Consider the following 22,830-nt stretch of genomic DNA (forward strand, 5'->3'; position numbering starts at 1 on the left):
GACTTGGGTGCGGGGACGTTTGATGTTGCGGTGGTGGGGGCTACGCAGTCGGGGTTTGCGGTGTTGGCTGAGGCGGGGTTGCCTGATCTTGGTGGGTTGGATGTGGATCAGGCGTTGCTCGAGCACGTCGGCCGCCAAGTTTCCGCCCGCGACCCGGGGAAGTGGCAGCACCTGCTCCGCCCCGAGTCCACCGGGGACCGGCGGGCCCAGCGCGCGCTGCGTGAAGACGTCCGCAACGGCAAGGAAGCCCTTTCCCGCCACCCGCAGACGGAGGTCCCCCTCCCGGAACCGTTCGGTGACGTCCTCGTCACGCGGGTCGAACTGGAAGCGTTGATCCGTCCCTCGCTGCTGCGCTCGGTCGAGCTGCTCGCGGGCACGATCCGCTCCACCGGCATGACCGCCGATCGGCTCGCCGGCATCTACCTCGTCGGCGGCTCGTCGCGCATCCCGCTGATCGCCACGCTGATCGCCGAGGGCCTGCGCGTCGTCCCCACGAGCCTCGACGCCCCCGAGACCGCCGTCGCGCTCGGCGCGCACCACGTGCCCCGCGAGGGCGTGTCCATGCGCACGCAGGACATCGGCGGCATGCTGCAGTCGCCCCAGGAGACGACGGCGAACATGCCCCGAACGGGTGGTTTTCCGGCGCAGGGCCCGACCGCTCAGGGTGTCGGGACCCCGCCGCCGCAGCCGGCGATGACGCCCCAGTCCGGGCCGATCCCGCAGCAGGGCCAGATGCCCCAGCAGGGCCAGATGCCCCAGCAGGGCCAGATGCCCCAGCAGGGCCAGATGCCCCAAGGTCCGATGACGCAGTCGGGGCCGCTCCCGCAGCAGTCCGGGTACCCGCAGACCAGCAGCTTCCCGACCACCGGCGGCTTCCCGCAGTCCGGCCAGTTCCCGCAGTCGGGGCAGTTCCCACAGAGCGGGCCGCAGCCGGTCGGCCAGTACCCGGGGATGGGTGGTCCTGGTGCCCCGGGCGGCAAGCGCAACAAGACGGCGTTGATCATCGTGGCGGCGGTCGTCGTGGTCGCGGCCCTGGCCACCGTCGGGTTCTTCGTGCTCAAGCCGTCCGGTCCGGACCTGCCGCAGGCGAGCGACTGCAAGACGATCGGCAGCAAGGACGCCAAGGGCTTCACCGACTGCATGAAGCAGCTGGCGGGGTCGGTTGCCGACGGCGACTGCAAGGTCCAGGAGAGCTCCGACCAGGGCGCGGTGTCCAAGTGCACCCTCGCCAACGGCTACAGCGTCACCTACCTGCAGTACGTGTCCAAGGCGGACCTCGACGGGGACATGAAGTCGGCCTGGGAGGGCGCCACCGGCAACCTCGTCGAGGCGCAGTGGAAGGGCAACGGCCTGCAGGGCCGCTACACCGCCGGCGTCTCCAACGGCGGACTGCTGGTGTTCACCGTGGACGACCGCATGCTCGTGGGGGTGCTGGCCAAGAGCGGCGACGTGCAGCCCAACGACATGGCCGACTACTTCGAGAAGTACGTCCAGCCGGGCACCTGAGGACTCAGCGCCTGCTGCGGTAGGCCCGGATGGCGAGCACGAGCGCGGCGACGAGTCCCGCGAGCACCACGAGCCGCAACGCCCAGCTCTCGAGGCCGGTCGGCGGGTCCATCTGGGCGATGATCAGCATGTCGGCCAGTTTAAGGTGGGTCCGATGCGTATCACCGTCTTCCGCAGGCTGATGACCGAGGAGTTCGGCTCGTTGCGGGCCGAGATGCTGGCCAAGGACCACGTGCTGACCTCGCTGGGCGGGCGCACCGTCGACCAGGCGCTCGCGGCCGGCGTGGCGGTCAAGGACATCTGGCGTGCGGTGTGCGATGACTTCGAGGTGCCACCCGAGCGGCGCTAGTCACGGCTGTTCGGCGTGTCGCCGCGAAGCTCGAACAGGTGTTCGTTTAGAGTTGTCCACACCGGGCCGGTTATCCACAGATCCAGCGACGGATCTGGAATTGTCGGTCCTTGCCCCTAGCGTCGAAGCCAACACGTTCTCGACAGCAACCCGCGAGGTGGATTTCAGTGGCAGCAGCACCCGACAAGGGCAAGGCATTGGACCTGGCCCTTGCCCAGATCGAGAAGAACTACGGCAAGGGATCGGTGATGCGCCTCGGCGACGAGGGGCGCGCGCCGATCGAGATCATCCCGACCGGCTCGATCACCCTCGACGTCGCGCTCGGCATCGGTGGGTACCCCCGCGGCCGGATCGTCGAGATCTACGGCCCGGAGAGCAGCGGCAAGACCACGGTCGCGCTGCACGCCGTGGCGAACGCCCAGCGGCTGGGCGGCATCGCGGCGTTCATCGACGCCGAGCACTCGCTCGACCCGGAGTACGCCAAGAACCTCGGCGTCGACACCGACGCGCTGCTGGTGTCCCAGCCGGACACCGGCGAGCAGGCGCTGGAGATCGCGGACATGCTGATCCGCTCCGGCGCCCTGGACATCCTGGTGATCGACTCGGTGGCCGCGCTCGTGCCGCGCGCCGAGATCGAGGGCGAGATGGGCGACAGCCACGTCGGTCTGCAGGCCCGGCTGATGAGCCAGGCGCTGCGCAAGATCACCGGTGCGCTGTCCAACTCCGGCACCACCGCGGTGTTCATCAACCAGCTCCGCGAGAAGGTCGGCGTCATGTTCGGCTCGCCGGAGACCACGACCGGTGGCAAGGCGCTGAAGTTCTACGCGTCGGTGCGCCTGGACGTGCGGCGCATCGAGACCCTCAAGGACGGCGGCGAGCCGGTCGGCAACCGGACCAGGGTCAAGGTCGTGAAGAACAAGGTGGCGCCGCCGTTCAAGCAGGCGGAGTTCGACATCCTGTACGGCCACGGCGTCAGCCGTGAGGGCTCGCTGATCGACATGGGCGTCGAGCACGGCATCCTGCGCAAGTCCGGTGCCTGGTACACCTACGAAGGCGACCAGCTGGGCCAGGGCAAGGAGAACGCCCGCAAGTTCCTGCGCGACAACCCCGACATCGCCAACGAGATCGAGAAGCGCATCAAGGACAAGCTGGGCATCGGCGCCACCCTGGACGCCGACGAGACCGCGGCTCCCGCTCCGGTCGAGTTCTGATCGCTGCCGGGTCCTGACTGCTGCTGATTTCTGACGCTGCCCGGCTCGGACCGCCGTCCACCCGCTGTCCGCCTGGTGCCCAGCCCCGCCAGCCCCCTACCTGGCGGGGCTGGGCACCAGGCGGCGCTCAGCGGGCGATCAGGCGCACTTCCGACCGGTCCGCGACTGGTGAAGAAAGGTGATCCCGGTGCCACCCCGCGAGCAGGGCGATGACCGCGGCGGCGCCGTGCCGGACCTCGAGCGGGCACGCAAGGGCTGGCCCCTGGACCCGGACACGGCCGAGGAAGACCCGAACGACACCTTCGGTCAGGCCTTGGCCCGCGCGGCCGAGCGCCGCGCCGTCAGCAGTTCGTCTCCCGACGACGATTGGCTGACGTCCGGGGACACGCCGTCCACGACACCGGCCCGTCGCGGCTCCCGGCCACCCGACCACGACGACGACTGGCTCTCCGCCGACGATCTGCCGCCCGATGACTCGCCGGCGGCTCCGGCATCCCGCCGCAACCGCTTGCGCCCGACGCCGTCCGATGACGACTGGTCCTCGGCGGACGATGCCGCAGACGGTCAGGACCTCTCGGCGCCGCGGGTTCGTCGTCGCGGTGGCGTGCGCTCGCTCGCTGCGGACGATGGCTGGCTCTCCGCCGACGATCCGGCGCTGGACGACGACGGTTCCCCGGCGGCGTCTCGCCGCGGCGGCAGCAAGGTTCGGCCGCCCTCTCCGGCCGATGGCTGGGTCTCCGCTGACGATCCGGCGCCCGAAAGCGGCAGCAGCGACAACGCCAGCGACAAGGGCAAGGCCAATGCCGACGCCAAGGCCGCACCAATAGCTCGCCGAGACGGTCCCGGGCCGACCGCCGACAAAGCCGAGGACGACCCGATCGCCGTACTCAAGCGCCGCCTCGCCGCCGTGAGCAACGGCTCGTCCACGGCCGACAACACCCAGCGCAATCAAGCCCGCAACCAAACCCGAAGCCGGGGCCGGTCCGGTTCTGGATCGATTTCGGGGCCGGGGAACCGCGACGGCTCCACACAAGACGAGCCGGGCCGAACCGGCCGTCGCGGCCGGGGAGCAAGGCGGGACAAGCAACCGCCGGGTCACGACCCGAACCCGGTGGCCAAGGCCAAGGACATCTGCCTCACCCTCCTCACCGCCCGCGCCCGAACGCGCTCCGAACTTGAGCAGTCCTTGCGCCGCAAGGAATTCGCGGACGACGTCATCGACCAGGTCCTCGGCCGCCTCGACGAGGTCGGGCTCATCGACGATGCCGCCTTCGCCGACGCGTGGGTCCAATCGCGCCACACCTACCAAGGTCTCGGTCGCCGGGCCCTCAAAGCCGAGCTGCACCGCAAGGGCGTCCCCGACGAGGTCGCCGCCGAGGCCATCGCGTCCGTCGACCACGAGGCCGAGGAGCAACGGGCCCGCGAACTCGTTCGCAAGCGGCTGCGCGCCATGTCCGAGCTCGACGACACCGTGAAACTCCGCCGGCTGCTGGGCATGTTGGCGCGCAAGGGGTACAGCCAAGGCCTCGCGTACTCGGTGATCAAGGACGAGCTCAACTCGACGGGGTGACAGCGGTCAGTCCACAGTGAGCAACTTCACCCGCGCCAGGGGGCCGATGACCGGCGGGAATGCGGCTTGTGGTAGTTGTCACAACAACGTCGGGAACCGCGGCCGGTGCGACAGGCGCCGTGCGGAACAGCCGTCCACGGCTCCGGCGCGGGAAGGAACAGCCATGCCGACGACGGTGTCCGCGGGGCTCGCCCACCTGGGGCGTGACCACGGGCAATCGCGGCACGGTGCCGGGGCGCCCGCCTTGAGTGTCGAAGCAGGCGCACCGGCCACGCCCCCGGCCCGCAACGTTCCCGGTCACACCCACCCCGCGCGACCACGCCCGCGAACGGGTGACCAAGATGTCGTGCAGGTACCTGACACGCCGTACGATCCCGACCTCTGGCGTGGCGCGGACAAACGCCACCGCCATGAGCGCTGAGACCGGCGACGAGGCCGAACCGAGGATCAGATGACACAAGCTGGAGTGAGCGCGCCCGGCCGGGCCCGCATCGCCGAGAAGACGCTGCGCACCGACAACTGGTGGCGAAGTCCGCTCATCACGGGCTCGGTGCTCGTGTTCTTCATCGTTTACGCGACCGTGCGGATCTTCATGAACAAGTGGTACTGGTCCGACCAGAACCACTACCTGACGCCGATCTACTCGCCGTGCGTCAACGAGTCCTGCGTGCCGGGGTCGAGCCACCTCGGGCACTGGTTCGGCTCGTGGCCGGTGTTCATCCCGATCGCGCTGATCACGTTCGTCGTGCTCGCCGGGTTCCGCGGCACCTGCTACTACTACCGCAAGGCCGGCTACCGCTCGCTGTTCATGGCGCCCGCGGCCTGCGCGGTGCCCGAGCCGCACAAGAAGTACACCGGTGAGAGCAAGTTCCCGTTGGTGCTGCTGAACCTGCACCGCTACTTCTTCTACGGCGCGATCCTCTTCGGCCTGCTGAACGTCTGGGACGGCATCCAGGCCTTCCGCGGCGAGGACGGCGGCTTCGGCTTCGGCCTCGGCACCGTCATCATCTGGGTCAACCTGGTGATGCTGTGGTTCTACACGCTGTCGTGCCACGCGTGCCGGCACATCGTCGGCGGCAAGCTGAAGCACTTCTCCAAGCACCCGCTGCGCTACCGCTACTGGAACTTCGTTTCCAAGCTGAACGTCAACCACGGCCGGTACGCGATGACCTCGCTGATCACGGTGATCGTCACTGACGCGTACATCATGGCCGTGTCCGCGGGCTGGTTCGCCGACCTGCGCTTCGTCAACTGAGAAGGTTCCATGACTGAGATCGAGCGGCACTCATTCGACGTTGTCGTGATCGGCGCGGGCGGCGCCGGTCTGCGCGCCGTCATCGAGGCGCGCCAGCGGGGCTTCCGGGTCGCCGTGGTGTCCAAGTCCCTGTTCGGCAAGGCCCACACGGTGATGGCCGAGGGCGGCTGCGCGGCGTCGATGGGCAACGCCAACCCCAACGACAACTGGCAGGTCCACTTCCGCGACACCATGCGTGGCGGCAAGTTCCTGAACAACTGGCGCATGGCCGAACTGCACGCCAAGGAGGCCCCGGACCGCGTCTGGGAGCTGGAGACCTACGGTGCGCTCTTCGACCGCACCAAGGACGGCAAGATCAGCCAGCGCAACTTCGGTGGCCACACCTACCCGCGCCTCGCGCACGTGGGTGACCGCACCGGTCTCGAGCTGATCCGCACCATGCAGCAGAAGATCGTCTCGCTGCAGCAGGAGGACTTCGCCGAGACCGGCGACTACGAGGCGAAGGTCAAGGTCTTCGCCGAGTGCACGGTGACCGAGCTGCTCACCAACGATGGCAAGATCTCCGGCGCGGTCGCGTACTGGCGCGAGAACGGCAAGTTCGTGCTGTTCGAGACGCCGGCCGTGGTGCTGGCGACCGGCGGCATCGGCAAGTCCTTCAAGGTCACGTCGAACTCCTGGGAGTACACCGGCGACGGCCACGCGCTGGCCATGCGCGCGGGCGCCACGCTGATCAACATGGAGTTCGTCCAGTTCCACCCGACCGGCATGGTCTGGCCGCCCAGCGTGAAGGGCATCCTGGTCACCGAGGGCGTGCGCGGCGACGGCGGGGTGCTCAAGAACTCCGACGACAAGCGCTTCATGTTCGAGTACATCCCGGACGTGTTCAAGGGCCAGTACGCCGAGAGCACCGACGAGGCCGACCGCTGGTACGACGACGCCGACAACAACCGGCGCACCCCGGACCTGCTGCCGCGTGACGAGGTCGCCCGCGCGATCAACTCCGAGGTCAAGGCCGGCCGCGGGTCACCGCACGGCGGCGTGTTCCTCGACATCGCCAGCCGGCTGCCCGCCGAGGAGATCAAGCGGCGGCTGCCGTCGATGTACCACCAGTTCAAGGAGCTGGCGGACGTCGACATCACCAAGGAGCCGATGGAGGTCGGCCCGACGTGCCATTACGTCATGGGTGGCATCGAGGTCGACCCGGACTCCGGCGCGGCGACCGTGCCGGGGCTGTTCGCGGCCGGTGAGTGCTCCGGCGGCATGCACGGCTCCAACCGGCTCGGCGGCAACTCGCTGTCGGACCTGCTGGTGTTCGGCCGCCGGGCCGGCCTCGGCGCGGCGACCTACGTCGAGGAGCTCGGTGAGCGGCCGGCCGTGGCCGAGTCCGATGTGGACGCGGCGGTGGCCCGGGCCCTGGCGCCGTTCGACGGCCCGGCGGACGGCGAGAACCCGTACGACGTGCACGCCGAGCTGCAGCAGTCGATGAACGACCTGGTCGGCATCATCCGCAAGGCGGAGGAGATCGAGCAGGCGCTCGCGCGGCTCGAGGAGCTCAAGAAGCGGGCCCAGCAGATCGTGGTGAAGGGCGACCGCAAGTTCAACCCCGGCTGGCACCTCGCCATGGACCTGCGGAACATGTTGCTGGTCAGCGAGTGCGTCGCGCGCGCGGCCTTGCTGCGCACGGAAAGCCGCGGCGGCCACACCCGCGACGACTTCCCCGGCATGGACGCGGAGTGGCGCAACAAGCTGCTGGTCTGCAGCGTCCAGGGCGACGCCGTCGACGTCTCGCCCAAGGAGCAGGTGCCGATGCGGCAGGACCTGCTGGAGCTGTTCGAACTCGGCGAGCTCGAGAAGTACTACACCGACGGTGAGCTGGCCGCGCACCCGCAAAGGAAGGCGTGAGATGGGCAGCTACCAGGCGAGTTTCCGGGTGTGGCGCGGCGACGACGAGAGCGGCGCGCTGCAGGACTACACCGTCGAGGTCAACGAGGGTGAGGTCATCCTCGACATCATCCACCGGTTGCAGGCCACCCAGGCACCCGATCTCGCGGTGCGCTGGAACTGCAAGGCCGGCAAGTGCGGCTCGTGTTCGGCGGAGATCAACGGCCGGCCGCGCCTGATGTGCATGACCCGCATGTCCACGTTCACCGAGGACGAGGTCATCACGGTCACGCCGATGCGCACGTTCCCGGTGATCCGGGACCTCGTGACCGACGTGTCGTTCAACTACGAGAAGGCGCGCGAGATCCCCTCGTTCGCGCCGCCGGAGGGTGTCGCGCCGGGCGAGTACCGGATGCAGCAGGTCGACGTCGAGCGCTCGCAGGAGTTCCGCAAGTGCATCGAGTGCTTCCTGTGCCAGAACACCTGCCACGTGGTGCGTGACCACGAGGAGAACAAGAAGTCCTTCGCCGGGCCCCGGTTCCTGATGCGCGTCGCCGAGCTCGACATGCACCCGCTGGACGCCAAGGACCGGCAGAAGGCGGCCCAGGAGGAGCACGGGCTCGGGTTCTGCAACATCACCAAGTGCTGCACCGAGGTCTGCCCCGAAGGCATCCACATCACCGACAACGCGCTCATCCCGATGAAGGAGCGCGTCGTGGACCGCAAGTACGACCCGGTCGTGTGGCTGGGCAACAAGCTGTTCAAGCGCAGCGGCAGCAAGTCCTGACGCTGCTCGGCCGAAGGGGCCGGGTCCTGGGATTCCAGGGCCCGGCCCTTTTGTGTGGCACAAAAGAATCAGGGCCCGCGACGCGGTGTGCGTCGCGGGCCCTGATCGGCGTTGCGGTGGCTACATCTTCATGCCGGGGGCCTGTTCCTCCACCATCTCCGGGTTGACGGTGGTGCGGTTGCCCTTGGTGCGGTTGCGCAGCTTGTTCTCCAGCCACGAAGCCAACTGGGACAGCGCGAAGTTCACCACGATGAAGACCAGGGCGATGAACACGAGCGTCGGGATGGTGTTGGAGTAGGCGTTGGAGACGGTGCGGGACTGGGTGAGCAGTTCCGCGTAGCCGAGGATGTAGCCGCCGAGCGCGGTGTCCTTCACGATCACCACGAGCTGGCTGACGATCGCCGGCAGCATCGCCGTGACCGCCTGCGGCAGCTGGATCAGCGTCATGGTCTGCGTCTTGCGCATGCCCAGCGCCGCCGCGGCTTCCGCCTGGCCCTTGGGCAGCGACAGGATGCCCGCGCGGACCACCTCGGCCAGCACCGATCCGTTGTAGAGCACCAGACCGGTCACGATTGCGAACAACGCCACGCTCTCCAGCGGCACGCTGCTGTAGTGCACGAAGAAGTAGTTGGCGAACACCATCAGGATCAGCACCGGGATGGCGCGGAAGAACTCCACGACCACCGAGGCCGGCACGCGGATCCACACGTGCTCGGACAACCGGGCGATGCCGAAGATCGCGCCGATCGGCAATGCGATCACCACCGACAGCAACGCCGCGATCACGGTTCCCTGCAGCCCTGGCAGCAGGTAGGTGGTCCACACCCGGGAGTCGGTGACGAACGGCTTCCACTTGGCGGCGTCGAGCTGGTGCTTGTCGGCGAGCATGGTGACGATCCACCACGCCACGGCCGCCAGCGCCAGGACGAACACGATCGAGTAGAGGATGTTGCGCTGCTTGGCCTTCGGGCCCGGCGCGTCGTAGAGGATCGAGATCGCCTTGCTCATCGCTTCACCGCGACCTTCTTGGCCACCCAGCCGAGGATCAGGCCGGTGGGCAGGGTCAGGACGACGAATCCGAGCGCGACGACGCCGAACACCAGGAACAGCTTGTCGCTCTCGTTTTCGATCATGTTGTTCATCACGAAGGACGCTTCGGCGACGCCGATCGCGCTCGCGACCGTGGTGTTCTTGGTCAGCGCGATCAGCACGCTGGCCAGCGGCGCGATCACCGACCGGAACGCCTGCGGCAACACGATCACCCCCAGCACCTGACCGAAGCCCAGGCCCAGCGCGCGAGCCGCCTCCGCCTGCCCGACCGGCACGGTGTTGATGCCCGAGCGGATCGACTCGCACACGAAGGTCGACGTGTAGGCGATCAGACCGAGGGTGGCGAGCCGGAAGTTCTGGCTGTCGAGGACGTTCGTGCCCATCGTGACGCCGAGGGTCTGACTCAGGCCGAGCAGCGTGCCCACGATGATCAGCGTCAGCGGGGTGTTCCGCACGATGTTGATGTAGGCCGTGCCGAACGCTCTCAGCAGCGGCACCGGGCTGACCCGGAACCCGGCCAGGATGGTGCCCCAGATCAGCGACCCGAGCGCGGCGTACAGGGTCAGCTGCACCGTCACCCAGAACGCGCCGAGCACGTCGTACTTGCTCAGAAAGTCGAACACGTCAACTCCCGGTGTCTGTCCCGGTCGGCGGCCCGGACGACACCGGCGGGCCGGGTGGTTGACCCGGCCCGCCGGTGGTCGCGGATGCCGTTACTTCTCGGTGATGGCCGGCGGCGCCGGCACCGTGTAGCCGGATGGGCCGAAGTACTTGTCGGCCGCCGTCTTCCAGGAGCCGTCGGTTTCCATCTTCTGGATTGCCGCGTTGATCGCGTCGCGGCCCTTGGTGTCGCCCTTCTTCAGGCCGACGCCGTACTTCTCGTCGGAGAAGCCCTTGCCCACCAGCTTGAACTTGCCGGGCTGCTGCGCGGCGTAGCCGGCGAGGATGGTGTCATCGGTGGTCAGCGCGTCGATGGCACCGCTCTCCAGGCCGGTAAGGCACTCGGAGTAGCCCTTGACGTTCTGCAGCTGGACCTGCGGGAACTTGTCCTTGACCTTCTGCGCGGAGGTGGACCCCTGCACCGAGCACAACTTCTTGCCGCTCAACGAGTCCGGGCCGGTGATCGACTTGTCGTCGGCGCGGACCAGCAGGTCCTGGTGCGCGATGAAGTACGGGCCGGCGAAGTCGACCTTCTGCTTGCGCTTGTCGGTGATCGAGTAGGTGGCGACGATGAAGTCGACCTGGCCGTTGGCGATCATGTCCTCGCGCTGGGAGCTCGGCGTCTGCTTCCAGGTGATGTTGTTCGCGTCGACGCCCAGTTCCTTGGCGATGTACTTCGCGACCTCGACGTCGAAGCCCTCGTAGGCGCCGCCGGGGGTCTGCAGGCCGAGGCCCGGCTGGTCGAACTTGATGCCGATGGTGAGCTTCTTGTCGTTCTTGGCCTTGTCCACAAGGGACCCGCTGCCTTCGTCCCTGCTTCCGCAGGCGGTCAGCGCGACGGCGAGAGAAACGACCGCCACGCCGGCGCGGGCCAGCCGGCTCAACCGCATGAGTTAGTCCTTCCAGGAATTCTTCGGGGTATCAGTGGGTGAGGATCTTAGCCAGGAAATCCTTCGCACGCCCGGACTTCGGGGCGGTGAAGAACTCGTCGGGGGTCGAGTCCTCGACGATTTCCCCGTCGGACATGAAAATGACCCGGTCGGCCGCCCGTCGGGCGAAGCCCATTTCGTGGGTGACCACCAGCATTGTCATGCCCTCTTTTGCCAGGCTCGTCATCACGTCGAGCACCTCCTGGACCATTTCCGGGTCCAGTGCGGAGGTGGGCTCGTCGAAGAGCATGACCTTGGGACGCATCGCCAGCGCGCGAGCGATCGCCGCCCGCTGCTGCTGGCCGCCGGAGAGCTGCGCGGGGTACTTGTCCGCCTGGTTGGCGATGCCCACCCGCTCAAGGAGTTCCATCGCGGTCTTGCGGGCCTCGCTCTGCGACACCTTGCGCACCTTGACCGGTGCGAGCAGCACGTTGTCCACGATGCTCTTGTGCGCGAACAGGTTGAACTGCTGGAAGACCATGCCGACGTCCGCGCGCAACCGGGCCAGGGCCTTGCCCTCGGCGGGCAGCGCCTTACCGTCCACTTCGATCACACCGCTGTCGATGGTCTCGAGACGGTTGATGGAGCGGCACAGCGTGGATTTCCCGGAACCCGACGGGCCGAGCACGATGACCACCTGGCCGCGCGGCACCTCCAGCTCGATGTCCTTGAGGACATGCAACGGGCCGAAGTGCTTGTTCACGGCCTGCATCCGAATCATGGGGGCCGCAGAGTTCGACTCGGTGTTCGCCTCGGTCATCGGTCCTCCACGGGGACTACGGGCGCGATCATGGATCGTGAGGGTAGCGCGAACGCGAATGCGGGAAACTTAGGTGTCCTGAACCAGTCAAGTCCACCCGGTTGAGCAACACTTAGGGTCTCAACTCTGTCACACATCGGGTGCGCAACGGAGGGAACCACGGGTGCGGGTGCTGCTTGTGGAGGACGACGACCGCGTGGCCGACGCGCTGATCCCGGCGCTCACCCGACGCGGGCTCACGGTGCGCAGGCTGGCCCAGGGCGCGGGTGCGCTCGAGCTGGCCCCCGACATGGACGTCGTCCTGCTCGACCTGGGCCTGCCCGACATGGACGGCCTCGCGCTGTGCCGTCGGATCCGCTCGGCGTGCGATGTCGCGGTCATCGTCGTGTCGGCCCACGGCGAGGTCGACGACCGGATCGCCGGGCTGCACGCGGGCGCGGACGACTACTTGGTCAAGCCCTACGACGTCGACGAGTTGGTCGCGCGGGTGCAGGCGGTGCGCAGGCGCCAGGGCGCCGCGCCGGCCACCGGGGTGATCAAGCTCGGCGACGTGACCATCGACCTCGGCCGCCACGAGGTGATCGTCGCCGGCGGGTCGGTGGCCCTGACCCGCAAGGAGTTCCAGGTGCTCGCGCTGATCGTGGGCGCGCAGGGCGACGTGGTCACCCGCGAGCACATCCTGGACGAGGTGTGGGGCCGCCAAGGCGCCGCGGAGAACCGGTCGCTGGACGTGCACGTCGCGACGCTGCGCACCAAGCTCGGCCGGCCCGCGCTCGTCGAGACCGTGCGCGGCGTCGGCTACCGGCTGGCCAGCGTGCCGGACACGACCGGCTGACGGCGGCACCATGCGCACCAGGCTGCAGGGGATCGTGCTCTTCCTCGTCGGGCTCGCCGTGTTCGGGCTGGGCATCCCGCTCGCCCGCTCGGTCGCGCAGAGCGAGCAGCAGCGGCTCTTCGTCGACCGGCTGACCGACACCAGCCGCTTCGCCTCCGTCGCGCAGCGCCCGCTCACCGAGGACCGGGCCGCGCCGCTGCGCGACCAGTTGCGCCGCTACACCGAGGTCTACGGCATCGAGGTCGCGGTGTTCAACCGCGAGACCGGCCTGGTCGTCGACTCCGGCACGCACGCGATCAGCCCGGACGACCCCGCGGTGAAGCAGTTGGTCGGCGCCGCGCTCGCGGGACGGCAACCGTCGCCGGGTCCGCTGCTGCTGCCGTGGGACGACCGCAAGCTGATGCTCGCCGAACCGGTCCTCGTCGACGGCGAGGTCCGTGGCGCCGTGCTCACCGTGTCGCCGACCGACCGGACCCGGCAGCGGGTGCTGTTGTGGTGGCTGGGCATCGCGATCGGCGGCGTGGTCGTGTTCCTGCTGGCGCTGTTCGCCGCGTTGCCGGTGGTGCGGTGGATCATGCGCCCGGTCGGCCGGCTGGACGAGGCGACCGGCGCGCTGGTCGGCGCCGTGGTCAGCGGCCGTCCCGTCGAGCCGGTCGGCGACGACCAAGGGCCCGCAGAACTGCGCCGGCTGAGCCGGTCGTTCGACCGGATGGCGAGCCGGGTCAACGAAGCGCTGCGCGCGCAGCGCAAGTTCGTCGCCGACGCCTCGCACCAGCTGCGCAACCCGCTGACCGTGTTGAAGCTGCGCCTGGCCAACCTCGAAGGCCACGTCGACTCCTCCGCCGAAGAACACCGCGCCGCCGCGCTCGCCGAGGCCGACCGGCTCAAGCAGACCCTCGACGACCTGTTGTCCATGGCCCGCGCGGAGGGTGCGGGCGACCCGGTACCCACCGAGGTCGCGCCGTCGGTCGCCGACCGGGCCGCCGACTGGCGGGTGCTCGCCGCCAACGAGGACGTCCGGCTGGAGGTCGACCCGATCGAGGCGGGGACGATGGTCCTGCTGCCCCCGCGCGGGATGGAGACCATCCTGGACGCGTTGCTGGACAACGCGTTGAAGTTCAGCCCACCCGACACCGAGGTGCGCATCGGGGTCGGCGGGGACGACGACGAGCTGACCCTGACCGTGCGCGACCACGGCCCCGGGCTCGACCCGGACGAGCTGGAGCGGGCGACCGACCGGTTCTGGCGCAGCCCCGCGCACCAGAACGTGACGGGCTCGGGCCTCGGGCTCGCGATCGTGCGCAGCGTGGTCGACCGCGTCGGCGGCTCGATGGAGCTGAGCCTGCCCGACGGTGGCGGGCTCGCGGTGACGGTGCGGGTGCCGCGCGTTCAGACCTTGGCGTCGCGGTAGTACTCCAGCGCGCCGGGGTGCAGCGGCACCGGCGCGGTGTCGATGGCCGAGTGGATGTCGATCGACAGGGCCGCGTCGCTCTTCTTGACCAGCTCGGGCTGCGCGAGGAACACCCCGCGCACGAGCTCGCGGGCCACGTCGTCGGGCATCGCGTCGGTGACCATCAGGAAGTTCGGCACGACGAGCGTGGTCACCGGCACCCTGGGCAGGTCGGGGTAGGTCGACGTGGGGATCGACGCCGTGCCGTAGATCGGGTACCGCTGCTGGATCGAGGTCAGCACCGGGCCCAGGTCGATCAGCTTGATCCGGAGCTGGTCGGCCAAGTCCGTGATGCCCTTGGTCGGCAGGCCGCCCGACCAGAAGAAGGCATCTATGCGGCCCTCTTCCAGCGCCCGCTTGGAGTCTTCGAGGCTGTACTTGGATTCGGTCACGGCCTCGTCGAGGCCCGCGGTGGCGAGCACCCGCTGCGCGATCACCTCGACCCCGGAGCCCTTCGATCCGGTCGACACCCGCTTGCCGCGCAGGTCCTTGACCGCCTTGATCGGGCCGTCGGCCCGCACAACCAGGTGGATGTAGTCGTCGTAGATGCGGCAGAGCGCACGCAGCTTGCGCGGGCCCTTCTCGGTGTCCACCTCCGCGACGTCGGCGGCGCTGAACGCCACGTCCGCGGTGCCCGCCCGCAGCCGGGCCAGGTTCTCCGGCGAGCCCGGGCTCTCCTGGACCTGCGGCCGGTCGATGCCGAGCTGGCCGGCCCACTGGTCGGCGAGCGGTCCGCCCAGCGCGTAGTAGACCCCCGACGAGCCGCCGGTGGCCAGCCGCAGGTGCAGCCCGGCGAAGCTGCTGTCGCACCCCGAGAGCATCGAGGCGGCTGTCAGCAGCGTGAGCAGCAGGACGACGGGGCGGACCACCCCCTGATCGTGCCAGAGTCCGGGCGTACCCTCGAAAACTGTCATGAGCGCGCGCACATATGAGGTCCGCACCTACGGGTGCCAGATGAACGTCCACGACTCGGAGCGGCTGGCCGGCCTGCTCGAGGACGCGGGCTACGCCCCCGTCGGTGCCGACGGCAACCCGGACGTCGTCGTGTTCAACACGTGCGCCGTGCGGGAGAACGCCGACAACAAGCTGTACGGCAACCTCGGTCACCTGCGGCCGGCGAAGCTCGCCAACCCCGGCATGCAGATCGCGGTCGGCGGCTGCCTGGCGCAGAAGGACAAGCAAACGATCGTCGACCGGGCGCCGTGGGTGGACGTCGTGTTCGGCACCCACAACATCGGCTCGCTGCCTGCGTTGCTGGAGCGCGCGCGGCACAACGAGCGCGCCGAGGTGGAGATCCTCGAGTCGCTCGAGGTGTTCCCGTCGACGCTGCCGGCCAAGCGCGACTCGGCGTACTCGGCGTGGGTGTCGATTTCCGTGGGGTGCAACAACACCTGCACGTTCTGCATCGTGCCTTCGTTGCGTGGCAAGGAACGCGACCGCCGGCCGGGGGAGATCCTGGCCGAGGTCAAGGCTTTGGTCGACGAAGGCGTGTCCGAGGTGACGCTGCTCGGCCAGAACGTCAACTCCTACGGCGTCGAGTTCGGCGACCGGTTCGCCTTCGGCAAGCTGCTGCGTGCGTGCGGGGAGATCGACGGGCTGGACCGGGTCCGGTTCACCTCGCCGCACCCGCGCGACTTCACCGACGACGTCATCGCGGCGATGGCCGAGACGCCGAACGTGTGCCACTCGCTGCACATGCCGCTGCAGTCCGGCTCCGACCGCGTGCTGGCCGCCATGCGCCGGTCGTACCGGTCCAAGCGCTACCTCGGGATCCTCGAGCGGGTCCGCGAGGCCATGCCGGACGCGGCCATCACCACCGACATCATCGTGGGCTTCCCCGGCGAGACCGAAGCGGACTTCCAGGCGACCCTGGACGTAGTGGCGGCTTCGCGGTTCTCCGGCGCGTTCACCTTCCAGTACTCCAAGCGACCCGGCACCCCCGCGGCCGTGCTGGACGAGCAGGTGCCCAAGCAGGTCGTGCAGGAGCGCTACGAGCGGCTCGTCGCGTTGCAGGAGGACATCTCCTGGTCGCTGAACAAGGAGCTGGTGGGCCGCACCGTCGAGGTGCTGGTGGCCGCCGGCGAGGGCCGCAAGGACGCCGACACGCACCGGATGAGCGGGCGCGGGCGCGACGGCCGGCTCGTGCACTTCACGCCCGGTGCCGCCGCGGTCCGCCCTGGTGACGTGGTCGACGTCCGGATCACCTACGCCGCGCCGCACCACCTCGTCGCCGACGGGGACGTGCTGGCGCACCGGCGCACCGTGGCCGGCGACCGGCACGAGGCCGGGATCCGGCCGAAGACGTCCGGGGTGACGCTGGGGCTGCCGTCGTTCGGCAAGCCCGCGACCCCGGCGGAGCCGACGGGAGGCTGTGCGGTCCGATGACCGACGACAACTTGGATGAGCTGAAGGACGAGATCGAGTCCGTCGAGAAGGGCGTGCGCCGGCGCGTCGAGCTGGGCACGCGGGCGATGGTCATCGCCGTGTCGGTGATGGTCGTGCTGATCGGCCTGACGCTGCCGTGGATGCGTGGCGTGACCGGCTGGGAGGTCCTGCTGGGCACGGTCACCGGCAAGGCCACGATGGTGCCGCGGCTGTTCTCCGGGACCTCGCTGTTGTTCGGCGTGCTGGCCTCGATGGGCGCGCTGGTGACGCAGCGCTGGGGCATGGTGTGGATCGGCGCCTTGGGCGGGTGGTTCGCGGCCGTGGACGGCGTGCTGGCGATCTGGTCACGTCAGTCCTCGACCGACGGGCTCGGCCTGGGGGTCGGGCTGCCGGTCGCCGAGATCGCGGTCGTCGTGATCGCCGTCTGCTGGTTCCGTACCGCTTGGTCGCGTGCTCCTGGCGGCAAGCAGCCGACTCATCTGGTCCCCCGCCTGAACCGCGACAACTAACTCCACGCCCCCGGGATGGGGGCTCGTGTGTGGTTTCCGGGTGTGTCCCCTCGTCCGGCCAGGTGTGTCCCCTCTTCCGGCCCGGTGTGTCCCCTCTTCAGGCGGGGCGTGTCCGCTCTTCCGGCCCGGTGTGCCCGCTGGCCCGGTTGGTCTCGGGTGCGGCTCGAGTTGGGTGGGTTCGGTTTGACACGGGGACCCCCACGACGGCCCTTGCGGGCGCTAAAACGGGCAGGAGGTGAGGCGCCCGCAGCGCGCGAGTTCAGGGCCGTCGTGCCCCGTGTAAACCGAATCCACGAGCGCAGTTGGCTGCGGCCTGGCCTCGGGATTGGTTGTCCCGGCGAGTGTGTCCCACGACCACGAAGGCCGTGTCCCGTACGAACTGTGGGACACGGCCTTCGCGAGTGTGGGACACGCCCGACGCGAACGGGGGACACGCCCTGCGGGAAGGGGGGACACACCCGACGGGAGTGTGGGACACGCCCGCAGGGGTCAGCGGCTGGCCAGGGCTTGTTCGGCGGCTTCCAGCCATTCGCGCCACTGGTCGGCCTGGGCCTGCGCCTGGTCGGCACGCTTGTTGTCGCCGGCCGCACGGGCCTTCGCGGCCTGCGCCTCGTACTGCTCGACCCGCTCGCGGAACTGCGCCGCGCGGGCCTGCGCCTCGGGATCGGTCCGGCGCCACTGGGCGTCCGCGGCCGTGCGGACCTTCTCCTCCACGGCCCGCAGCTTGCCCTCGAGCTCGCGCACCCGCTCGCGCGGCACCTTGCCGATCTCCTCCCAGCGCTCCTGGATCCGGTGCAGCTGCGCACGCGCCGCGTCCAGGTCGGCCTGCGGGTTGATCTTCTCGGCCTCGGCCAGCAGCTCTTCCTTGCGCTTGGCGTTGTCCACGAACTCCGCGTCACGCTCGCTGAACACCGCCGACCGGCGCGAGAAGAACGCGTCCTGCGCCGCCCGGAACCGCTGCCACAACGCGTCGTCGGCGTCCTTGGGCGCGCGCCCGGCGGCCTTCCAGTCGGCCATCAGCTGCTTGTAGCGGCCCGCGGTCGGACCCCAGTCGTCGGACTCCGAGAGCGCCTCCGCCTCGGCGACCAGCTCTTCCTTGCGCTGCTTGGCCGTGCCCCGCTGCCGGTCCAGGTCGGCGAAGTGCGAACCGCGGCGCCGGTTGAACGTGTCGCGGGCCTTGGAGAACCGCCGCCACAACGCGTCGTCGGTCTTGCGGTCGACGCCCTTGATCGTCTTCCACTCGTCCAGGATCGCCCGCAACCGGTCGCCCGCGGACTTCCACTGGGTCGACTCGGCGGCGATCTTCTCGGCCTCCTCGGCCAGCTCCTGCTTGCGCGCACCGGCGGCCGCGCGAGCGGAGTCCTTGGCCGCCTTGGCGCCCGCGACCGCTTCCTCGGCCTTGGCGATCAGCCGCTCGACGCGCTTGCCCAGGCCGGCGACGTCACCGACCACGGCGGCGTCCGGCAGGCTCTCCTGGATGTGCTTCGCACTGGTCAGCGCGTGCTTCGGGTCGCCCGCGCCGGAGTTCAGGCGCGCCTCGAGCAGCTCGACCTCGGTGCGCAGGTCGTCGAAGCGGCGGGCGTAGTGGGCCAGCCCCTCGGCCGGCGAGCCCGCCTGCCAGGACCCGACCGCGCGCTCGCCGTCGGCGGTCTTCAGGTAGACGGTGCCGTCGGCATCCACCCGGCCCCATTTGGCCGGGTCGTTCGCGCCGTGGTGGCGGACAGGAGGCGCCGGGACCGGAGCCGCGGCGGTGCCTTCCTTCTCGTCAAGTGCCCCGCCCGGGGTGGTCGGCTCGTGTTCGGTCATGGCCGGTGTCCCTCCTCGCCCTGCCTGCCCGTGGCCGCCACGGGCGCCCCGTACGTCGGGGCCTCAGCGCTGTGCGCGTACTCCACGCCCTGCGGCGGGCGTCGAAGAGTACTTCGTGCGCATTCAAACAGGTCCGAGCCCGCCTTGGTACTCCCAGCGCCCGGATCGGTGCACATCGGTAGTCTCGGACGCCGTGATCACCAGGGTCGCCGTGCTGCCGCAGCCCCCGTTGCTGGTCCCCGAGCTCGTGGGTGGACCCGACGCGGACGCCGCCAAGCTGCGGGAATCGTGTGTGCAGGTCGCCGCCCGGCTCGCCGCGGCGGCGCCGGACTGGGTCGCGGTCGGCGCGGGGTCCGCGCCTGCCGCCCTGACGCCGGCCGACGTGGGCACCTTCGCCGACTTCGGCGTCGACGTCGAGGTGCGGCTCGGGGCGTCGGCCGAGGCCGAGCCGGACCCGTCGATGCCGCTGCCCGCCCTCATCGCGGGCTGGCTGCGCGGGGCCGCGGGCGCCGCCGAGGTGCAGGTCCGCATCCTCGCGGCCGACACCCCGGCCGACGGTTGTCGCCGGTACGGCGCGCGCCTGGCCGAGGAGTTCGGCGGGGGCGACCCGGTCGGCCTGCTGGTCCTCGGCGACGGCTCGCACCGCCACGGCGAGCGTGCCGTGGGCCGCCCGGACGAGCGGGCCGGCGGCTTCGACGACGCCGTGTCGGCCGCGCTGGCCGCCGCCGATCCCTCCGCGCTGCTGGACATCGACGCCGACCTCGCACGCAGCCTGGGCGCGGCGGGCCGGGTGCCCTGGCAGGTGCTCGCCGGGTTCGCCGAGGCGAGCGGGCGCTGGCAGTGCGCGGGGCACGAGCTGGCCGTGCCGTTCGGCGTGGCCTACCACCTGGCCGAATGGGAACCCGTGCGGTGACCCGGGCGATCGCCGTTGTCGGGCCGACCGCGACCGGCAAGTCCGACCTCGCGGTGGCCCTGGCCCGGCGGCTGGGTGGCGAGGTGGTCAACGCCGACGCCATGCAGCTCTACCGGGGCATGGACATCGGCACCGCCAAGTTGCCCGAGGCCGAGCGCCAGGGTGTCCCGCACCACCTGCTCGACGTGCTCGACGTGACCGAGACGGCGTCCGTGGCGGCTTACCAGCGCGACGCGCGGGCGGTGGTCGAGCGGCTGCTCGCCGCGGGCAAGGTGCCTGTGCTGACCGGCGGATCAGGTTTGTACGTGCAAGCGGTGCTGGACGAGTTCGCATTCCCGGGCACCGATCCGGCGATCCGCGACCGGCTGACCGTCGAGCTGGGCGAGGTCGGTGCCGAACGCCTGCACGCCCGGTTGCGCGAGCTGGACCCCGTCGCGGCCGAGAACGTGCTGCCGACCAACGGACGCCGGATCGTGCGTGCGCTCGAGGTGATCGAGTTGACCGGGCGGCCGTTCTCGGCGACGTTGCCCCGTCCCGGCCCGGCCCGCTACGGCGCCGTGCTGATCGGGCTCGACCGCGAGCTCGAAGCGCTGGACGCCCGCGTCGACGCCCGCGTCACCGCCATGTTCGACGGCGGGCTGGTCGACGAGGTCGAGGCGCTGATCGGCAAGGGCCTGCGCGAGGGGCTCACGGCGTCGCGTGCGCTCGGCTACCAGCAGGTGCTGGCCGCGATGGACGGTGCCTACGACATGGCCGAGGCGGCCGAGCGGACCGCGCAGGGCACCCGCCGGTTCGTGCGCAGGCAGCGCTCCTGGTTCCGCCGCGACAAGCGCATCACCTGGCTGGACGCCGCCCGCCCCGACCTGCTCGACGCCGCACTCGCGCTGCTCGACACGTAATCTGGGGTCGTGCAACCACCCATCCCGTTCCGCAAGGGCCACGGCACCCAGAACGACTTCGTGCTGCTGCCCGACCTCGCTGATGCCCTGGAGCTCACCGAATCGCGGGTGCGCGCGCTCTGCGACCGGCGGATGGGGCTCGGCGCGGACGGTGTGCTGCGGGTCGTGCCGTCCGAAGTGGATGCCGACACCTGGTTCATGGACTACCGCAACGCCGACGGCTCGATCGCCGAGATGTGCGGCAACGGCGTGCGGGTGTTCGCCCGCTACCTCGTCGACGCGGGACTGGTGAAGCGCGGCGGTTTCGTCATCGGCACGCGGGCGGGGGACCGGCGGGTCGAGGTGCACGACGACGACACCGTGACCGTCCACATGGGAGCGGTGCGGGTGTTCGGCGAGTCGTCGGCCACCGTGCAGAACATGCTGTTCCCGGGGGTCGCGGTCGACGTGGGCAACCCCCACCTCGGGTGCCAGCTGCCCGAAGGCTCCACTGTGGACGTCCTCGATCTCACCGCGCAGCCGGGTTACGACCGGGCGCTGTTCCCCAACGGTGTCAACGTCGAGTTCATCCAGGAGCTCGGCCCGGACGCGATCCGCATGCGGGTGCACGAACGCGGGGTGGGGGAGACCCGGTCGTGCGGCACTGGCACGGTCGCCGCCGTGAAGTCGTGGCTGCACTCCAAGAACCGCACCACCGGTTCGGCCACTGTGGACGTTCCCGGCGGGCAGGTGTCGGTTGTCATCACCGATGACGGCAGCACGCTCACCGGACCCGCCGAGTTCGTCGCCGAGGGGACGCTCAGCTCGCAGTGGTGGACGGCGCACCGCTAGCCGGCTCGTCCGCCATCGGGATGTCCCGCATGCCGCGCAGCGGGGAGAACAGCACCCACAGCACCGCGGCGATGCCGCCGATCCCGGCCACCCAGAGCGTGTCGCGCGCCCCGACCCACTCGGCGAGCGCGCCGCCGGTGAGGCCGCCGAGCGGGATCGTTCCCCAGACCAGGAACCGGATCGAGGCGTTCATCCGGCCGAGCAGCCGGTCCGGGCAGATGGCCTGCCGGAAGCTCACCTGCGCCACGTTGTAGACCACCGCGCCGTAGCCGTAGACCACACCGCCGACCCAGTAGAGCGACACGCGCCAACCGGCGTCGGTCAAGGGCAGGAGCAGCAGGAACGGCTGGGTGAGCAGCAACGACAGCCAGATCGTCCGGGCCTGGCCGAACCAGCGCTGCCACCACGTGCCGGACAGCGCGCCGAGGATGCCGCCGATGCCGAACCCGGTGAAGATCAGCCCGATCCCGCCGGCCGGCACGCCGATCTCACGCACCAGGAAGATCACGCCGACGGCGGTGTTCATGTTGGAGAAGAAGTTCGACGTGCCGGTGCAGAAGGTGATCGCCCGCAGCAACGGGTTGCCCAGCACGAACCGCAGGCCCTCGGCGATGTCGCGGCGCAGGCTCGGGTCGGCCACCTTCTCCGGTTCGGGCTCGCGCGTGCGGATGCGCGAGAGGCAGAGCAGCGACCACAGGAACCCCGCCGCGTTCAGCACGACGGCGCCCGCGGCGCTCATCAACTGCACCAGCCACCCGGCGAGCGCGGGTCCGGACACGATCGCCACCGACTGGCTGGCCTGCAGCTTCGAGTTGCCTTCGACGAGTTTGTCGCGGCCCACGAGGCTCGGCAGGTAGGACTGGTACGACACGTCGAAGAACACCGTCAGCACGCCGACCAGCAGCACCGCCACGATCACGTGCGCGAGCGTGAGGACCCCGAGCCACCACGCGATCGGGATGGTCGCGAGCAGCACCGCGCGGCCGAAGTCGGCGGTCATCATCAGGCCCCGCCTGCGCATCCGGTCCACCCACACGCCCGCGGGCAGCCCGATCAGCAGGAACGCCGCGTTCTCGGCCGCGGTCAGCACGCCCATCTGGAACGGCGTCGCCGCGAGCACGGTCGCCGCGAGCAGCGGGATGGCCACCATGCTGATCGACGCGCCGAACTGGCTGATCGTGTCGCCTGCCCACAACAGCCGGAAGTCACGGTGGCGCCACAGCGAATTCCCCATGGGCGGAGAG

Annotated in this window: 22 protein-coding genes; 14 read left to right on the forward strand and 8 right to left on the reverse strand. The window is 69.9% G+C overall.

Translation table 11 applies throughout. The features are described from left to right. Nucleotides 1-60 precede the first annotated feature (60 nt). Nucleotides 61-1,506 (forward strand): Hsp70 family protein, encoded by a 1,446-nt coding sequence (locus tag EV186_RS40400; protein WP_243754538.1) that lies wholly within the window; start codon nt 61-63, stop codon nt 1,504-1,506. Between the two features lie 4 nt (nt 1,507-1,510). Here EV186_RS40400 and EV186_RS40645 read toward each other — a convergent pair whose 3' ends face one another. Then, complete coding sequence (locus tag EV186_RS40645) at nt 1,511-1,636, reverse strand: hypothetical protein (protein WP_279538363.1); 126 nt, start codon at nt 1,634-1,636, stop codon at nt 1,511-1,513. 24 nt (nt 1,637-1,660) lie between these two features. On the opposite strand from EV186_RS40645, the gene EV186_RS37905 reads away from it, so the two are divergent. The 6 genes from EV186_RS37905 to EV186_RS37930 all read left to right on the forward strand — a co-directional run bounded on the left by EV186_RS37905 (nt 1,661) and on the right by EV186_RS37930 (nt 8,559). Further along, complete coding sequence (locus EV186_RS37905) at nt 1,661-1,855, forward strand: DUF3046 domain-containing protein (protein ID WP_133854391.1); 195 nt, start codon at nt 1,661-1,663, stop codon at nt 1,853-1,855. A gap of 167 nt (nt 1,856-2,022) precedes the next feature. After that, nucleotides 2,023-3,066 (forward strand): recombinase RecA, encoded by a 1,044-nt coding sequence (recA, locus tag EV186_RS37910; protein WP_133854392.1) that lies wholly within the window; start codon nt 2,023-2,025, stop codon nt 3,064-3,066. A 997-nt stretch (nt 3,067-4,063) separates the two neighbouring features. Beyond that, nucleotides 4,064-4,636 carry a recombination regulator RecX gene (gene recX, locus EV186_RS37915; protein ID WP_133854426.1) on the forward strand — a complete coding sequence of 191 codons (573 nt, stop codon included), beginning with the start codon at nt 4,064-4,066 and terminating at the stop codon, nt 4,634-4,636. A 451-nt stretch (nt 4,637-5,087) separates the two neighbouring features. Further along, entirely contained in the window at nt 5,088-5,891 is an 804-nt protein-coding gene (locus EV186_RS37920; protein WP_133854393.1) for a hypothetical protein, read from the forward strand. Between the two features lie 9 nt (nt 5,892-5,900). Then, nucleotides 5,901-7,793, forward strand: a complete 1,893-nt coding sequence (locus EV186_RS37925; protein WP_133854394.1) for a fumarate reductase/succinate dehydrogenase flavoprotein subunit — start codon at nt 5,901-5,903, stop codon at nt 7,791-7,793. 1 nt (nt 7,794) lies between these two features. Next, nucleotides 7,795-8,559, forward strand: a complete 765-nt coding sequence (locus EV186_RS37930; protein ID WP_133854395.1) for a succinate dehydrogenase/fumarate reductase iron-sulfur subunit — start codon at nt 7,795-7,797, stop codon at nt 8,557-8,559. Between the two features lie 120 nt (nt 8,560-8,679). On the opposite strand, the gene EV186_RS37935 is transcribed toward EV186_RS37930, so the two are convergent. The 4 genes from EV186_RS37935 to EV186_RS37950 form a co-directional block, all read right to left on the reverse strand. Next, nucleotides 8,680-9,567 carry an amino acid ABC transporter permease gene (locus EV186_RS37935; RefSeq protein WP_133854396.1) on the reverse strand — a complete coding sequence of 296 codons (888 nt, stop codon included), beginning with the start codon at nt 9,565-9,567 and terminating at the stop codon, nt 8,680-8,682. Then, on the reverse strand, nt 9,564-10,232 hold the full coding sequence (locus EV186_RS37940; RefSeq protein ID WP_133854397.1) for an amino acid ABC transporter permease: 669 nt from the start codon (nt 10,230-10,232) through the stop codon (nt 9,564-9,566). The genes EV186_RS37935 and EV186_RS37940 overlap by 4 nt, the downstream gene beginning before the upstream one ends. A 90-nt stretch (nt 10,233-10,322) precedes the next feature. Then, a complete protein-coding gene (locus tag EV186_RS37945; RefSeq protein ID WP_133854398.1) occupies nt 10,323-11,159 on the reverse strand; it encodes a glutamate ABC transporter substrate-binding protein in 837 nt (278 codons plus the stop codon). Nucleotides 11,160-11,190: 31 nt separating this feature from the next. Beyond that, entirely contained in the window at nt 11,191-11,919 is a 729-nt protein-coding gene (locus EV186_RS37950) for an amino acid ABC transporter ATP-binding protein (RefSeq protein ID WP_133854427.1), read from the reverse strand. A gap of 202 nt (nt 11,920-12,121) precedes the next feature. Here EV186_RS37950 and EV186_RS37955 point away from each other — a divergent pair, with 202 nt between their 5' ends. Next, nucleotides 12,122-12,793 (forward strand): response regulator transcription factor, encoded by a 672-nt coding sequence (locus EV186_RS37955; RefSeq protein WP_133854399.1) that lies wholly within the window; start codon nt 12,122-12,124, stop codon nt 12,791-12,793. 10 nt (nt 12,794-12,803) lie between these two features. Continuing rightward, nucleotides 12,804-14,204, forward strand: coding sequence for a sensor histidine kinase (locus EV186_RS37960; protein WP_133854400.1), 1,401 nt, complete (start codon nt 12,804-12,806; stop codon nt 14,202-14,204). On the opposite strand, the gene EV186_RS37965 is transcribed toward EV186_RS37960, so the two are convergent. Beyond that, entirely contained in the window at nt 14,183-15,112 is a 930-nt protein-coding gene (locus EV186_RS37965) for a TAXI family TRAP transporter solute-binding subunit (protein WP_243754539.1), read from the reverse strand. The genes EV186_RS37960 and EV186_RS37965 overlap by 22 nt on opposite strands. 43 nt (nt 15,113-15,155) lie before the next feature. Between EV186_RS37965 and miaB the strand changes: the two genes are divergently transcribed. Continuing rightward, on the forward strand, nt 15,156-16,628 hold the full coding sequence (gene miaB, locus EV186_RS37970) for a tRNA (N6-isopentenyl adenosine(37)-C2)-methylthiotransferase MiaB (protein ID WP_133854402.1): 1,473 nt from the start codon (nt 15,156-15,158) through the stop codon (nt 16,626-16,628). Next, complete coding sequence (locus tag EV186_RS37975) at nt 16,625-17,137, forward strand: Rv2732c family membrane protein (protein ID WP_133854403.1); 513 nt, start codon at nt 16,625-16,627, stop codon at nt 17,135-17,137. Before miaB ends, EV186_RS37975 begins: the two co-directional genes overlap by 4 nt. Before the next feature lie 489 nt (nt 17,138-17,626). Here the strand turns inward: EV186_RS37975 and EV186_RS37980 are convergent, their stop codons facing one another. Continuing rightward, nucleotides 17,627-18,943 (reverse strand): DUF349 domain-containing protein, encoded by a 1,317-nt coding sequence (locus tag EV186_RS37980; protein ID WP_133854404.1) that lies wholly within the window; start codon nt 18,941-18,943, stop codon nt 17,627-17,629. A gap of 193 nt (nt 18,944-19,136) precedes the next feature. On the opposite strand from EV186_RS37980, the gene EV186_RS37985 reads away from it, so the two are divergent. From EV186_RS37985 to dapF, 3 genes are read left to right on the forward strand one after another with little or no spacing between them, the layout of a single operon-like run. Then, nucleotides 19,137-19,856: a class III extradiol ring-cleavage dioxygenase family protein gene (locus tag EV186_RS37985; protein ID WP_133854405.1), complete on the forward strand. Its 720-nt coding sequence runs from the start codon at nt 19,137-19,139 to the stop codon at nt 19,854-19,856. Continuing rightward, nucleotides 19,838-20,755 carry a tRNA (adenosine(37)-N6)-dimethylallyltransferase MiaA gene (gene miaA, locus EV186_RS37990; RefSeq protein WP_133854406.1) on the forward strand — a complete coding sequence of 306 codons (918 nt, stop codon included), beginning with the start codon at nt 19,838-19,840 and terminating at the stop codon, nt 20,753-20,755. The genes EV186_RS37985 and miaA overlap by 19 nt, the downstream gene beginning before the upstream one ends. A gap of 9 nt (nt 20,756-20,764) precedes the next feature. Continuing rightward, a complete protein-coding gene (gene dapF, locus EV186_RS37995; protein WP_133854407.1) occupies nt 20,765-21,586 on the forward strand; it encodes a diaminopimelate epimerase in 822 nt (273 codons plus the stop codon). On the opposite strand, the gene EV186_RS38000 is transcribed toward dapF, so the two are convergent. Beyond that, nucleotides 21,555-22,820 carry an MFS transporter gene (locus EV186_RS38000; RefSeq protein WP_133854408.1) on the reverse strand — a complete coding sequence of 422 codons (1,266 nt, stop codon included), beginning with the start codon at nt 22,818-22,820 and terminating at the stop codon, nt 21,555-21,557. The genes dapF and EV186_RS38000 overlap by 32 nt on opposite strands. Nucleotides 22,821-22,830 lie beyond the last annotated feature (10 nt).

The organism is Labedaea rhizosphaerae, assembly GCF_004362825.1.
GTDB classification, from domain to species: domain Bacteria; phylum Actinomycetota; class Actinomycetes; order Mycobacteriales; family Pseudonocardiaceae; genus Labedaea; species Labedaea rhizosphaerae.

Bases quoted from the DNA above. Each gene is read 5' to 3' on its own strand.
- EV186_RS40645 (WP_279538363.1), bottom strand. From the start codon at position 1,636: ATGCTGATCATCGCCCAGATGGACCCGCCGACCGGCCTCGAGAGCTGG.
- EV186_RS37905 (WP_133854391.1), top strand. From the start codon at position 1,661: ATGCGTATCACCGTCTTCCGCAGGCTGATGACCGAGGAGTTCGGCTCG.
- EV186_RS37920 (WP_133854393.1), top strand. From the start codon at position 5,088: ATGACACAAGCTGGAGTGAGCGCGCCCGGCCGGGCCCGCATCGCCGAG.
- EV186_RS37925 (WP_133854394.1), top strand. From the start codon at position 5,901: ATGACTGAGATCGAGCGGCACTCATTCGACGTTGTCGTGATCGGCGCG.
- EV186_RS37930 (WP_133854395.1), top strand. From the start codon at position 7,795: ATGGGCAGCTACCAGGCGAGTTTCCGGGTGTGGCGCGGCGACGACGAG.
- EV186_RS37935 (WP_133854396.1), bottom strand. From the start codon at position 9,567: ATGAGCAAGGCGATCTCGATCCTCTACGACGCGCCGGGCCCGAAGGCC.
- EV186_RS37945 (WP_133854398.1), bottom strand. From the start codon at position 11,159: ATGCGGTTGAGCCGGCTGGCCCGCGCCGGCGTGGCGGTCGTTTCTCTC.
- EV186_RS37950 (WP_133854427.1), bottom strand. From the start codon at position 11,919: ATGATTCGGATGCAGGCCGTGAACAAGCACTTCGGCCCGTTGCATGTC.
- EV186_RS37960 (WP_133854400.1), top strand. From the start codon at position 12,804: ATGCGCACCAGGCTGCAGGGGATCGTGCTCTTCCTCGTCGGGCTCGCC.
- miaB (WP_133854402.1), top strand. From the start codon at position 15,156: ATGAGCGCGCGCACATATGAGGTCCGCACCTACGGGTGCCAGATGAAC.
- EV186_RS37975 (WP_133854403.1), top strand. From the start codon at position 16,625: ATGACCGACGACAACTTGGATGAGCTGAAGGACGAGATCGAGTCCGTC.
- EV186_RS37980 (WP_133854404.1), bottom strand. From the start codon at position 18,943: ATGACCGAACACGAGCCGACCACCCCGGGCGGGGCACTTGACGAGAAG.
- miaA (WP_133854406.1), top strand. From the start codon at position 19,838: ATGGGAACCCGTGCGGTGACCCGGGCGATCGCCGTTGTCGGGCCGACC.
- EV186_RS38000 (WP_133854408.1), bottom strand. From the start codon at position 22,820: ATGGGGAATTCGCTGTGGCGCCACCGTGACTTCCGGCTGTTGTGGGCA.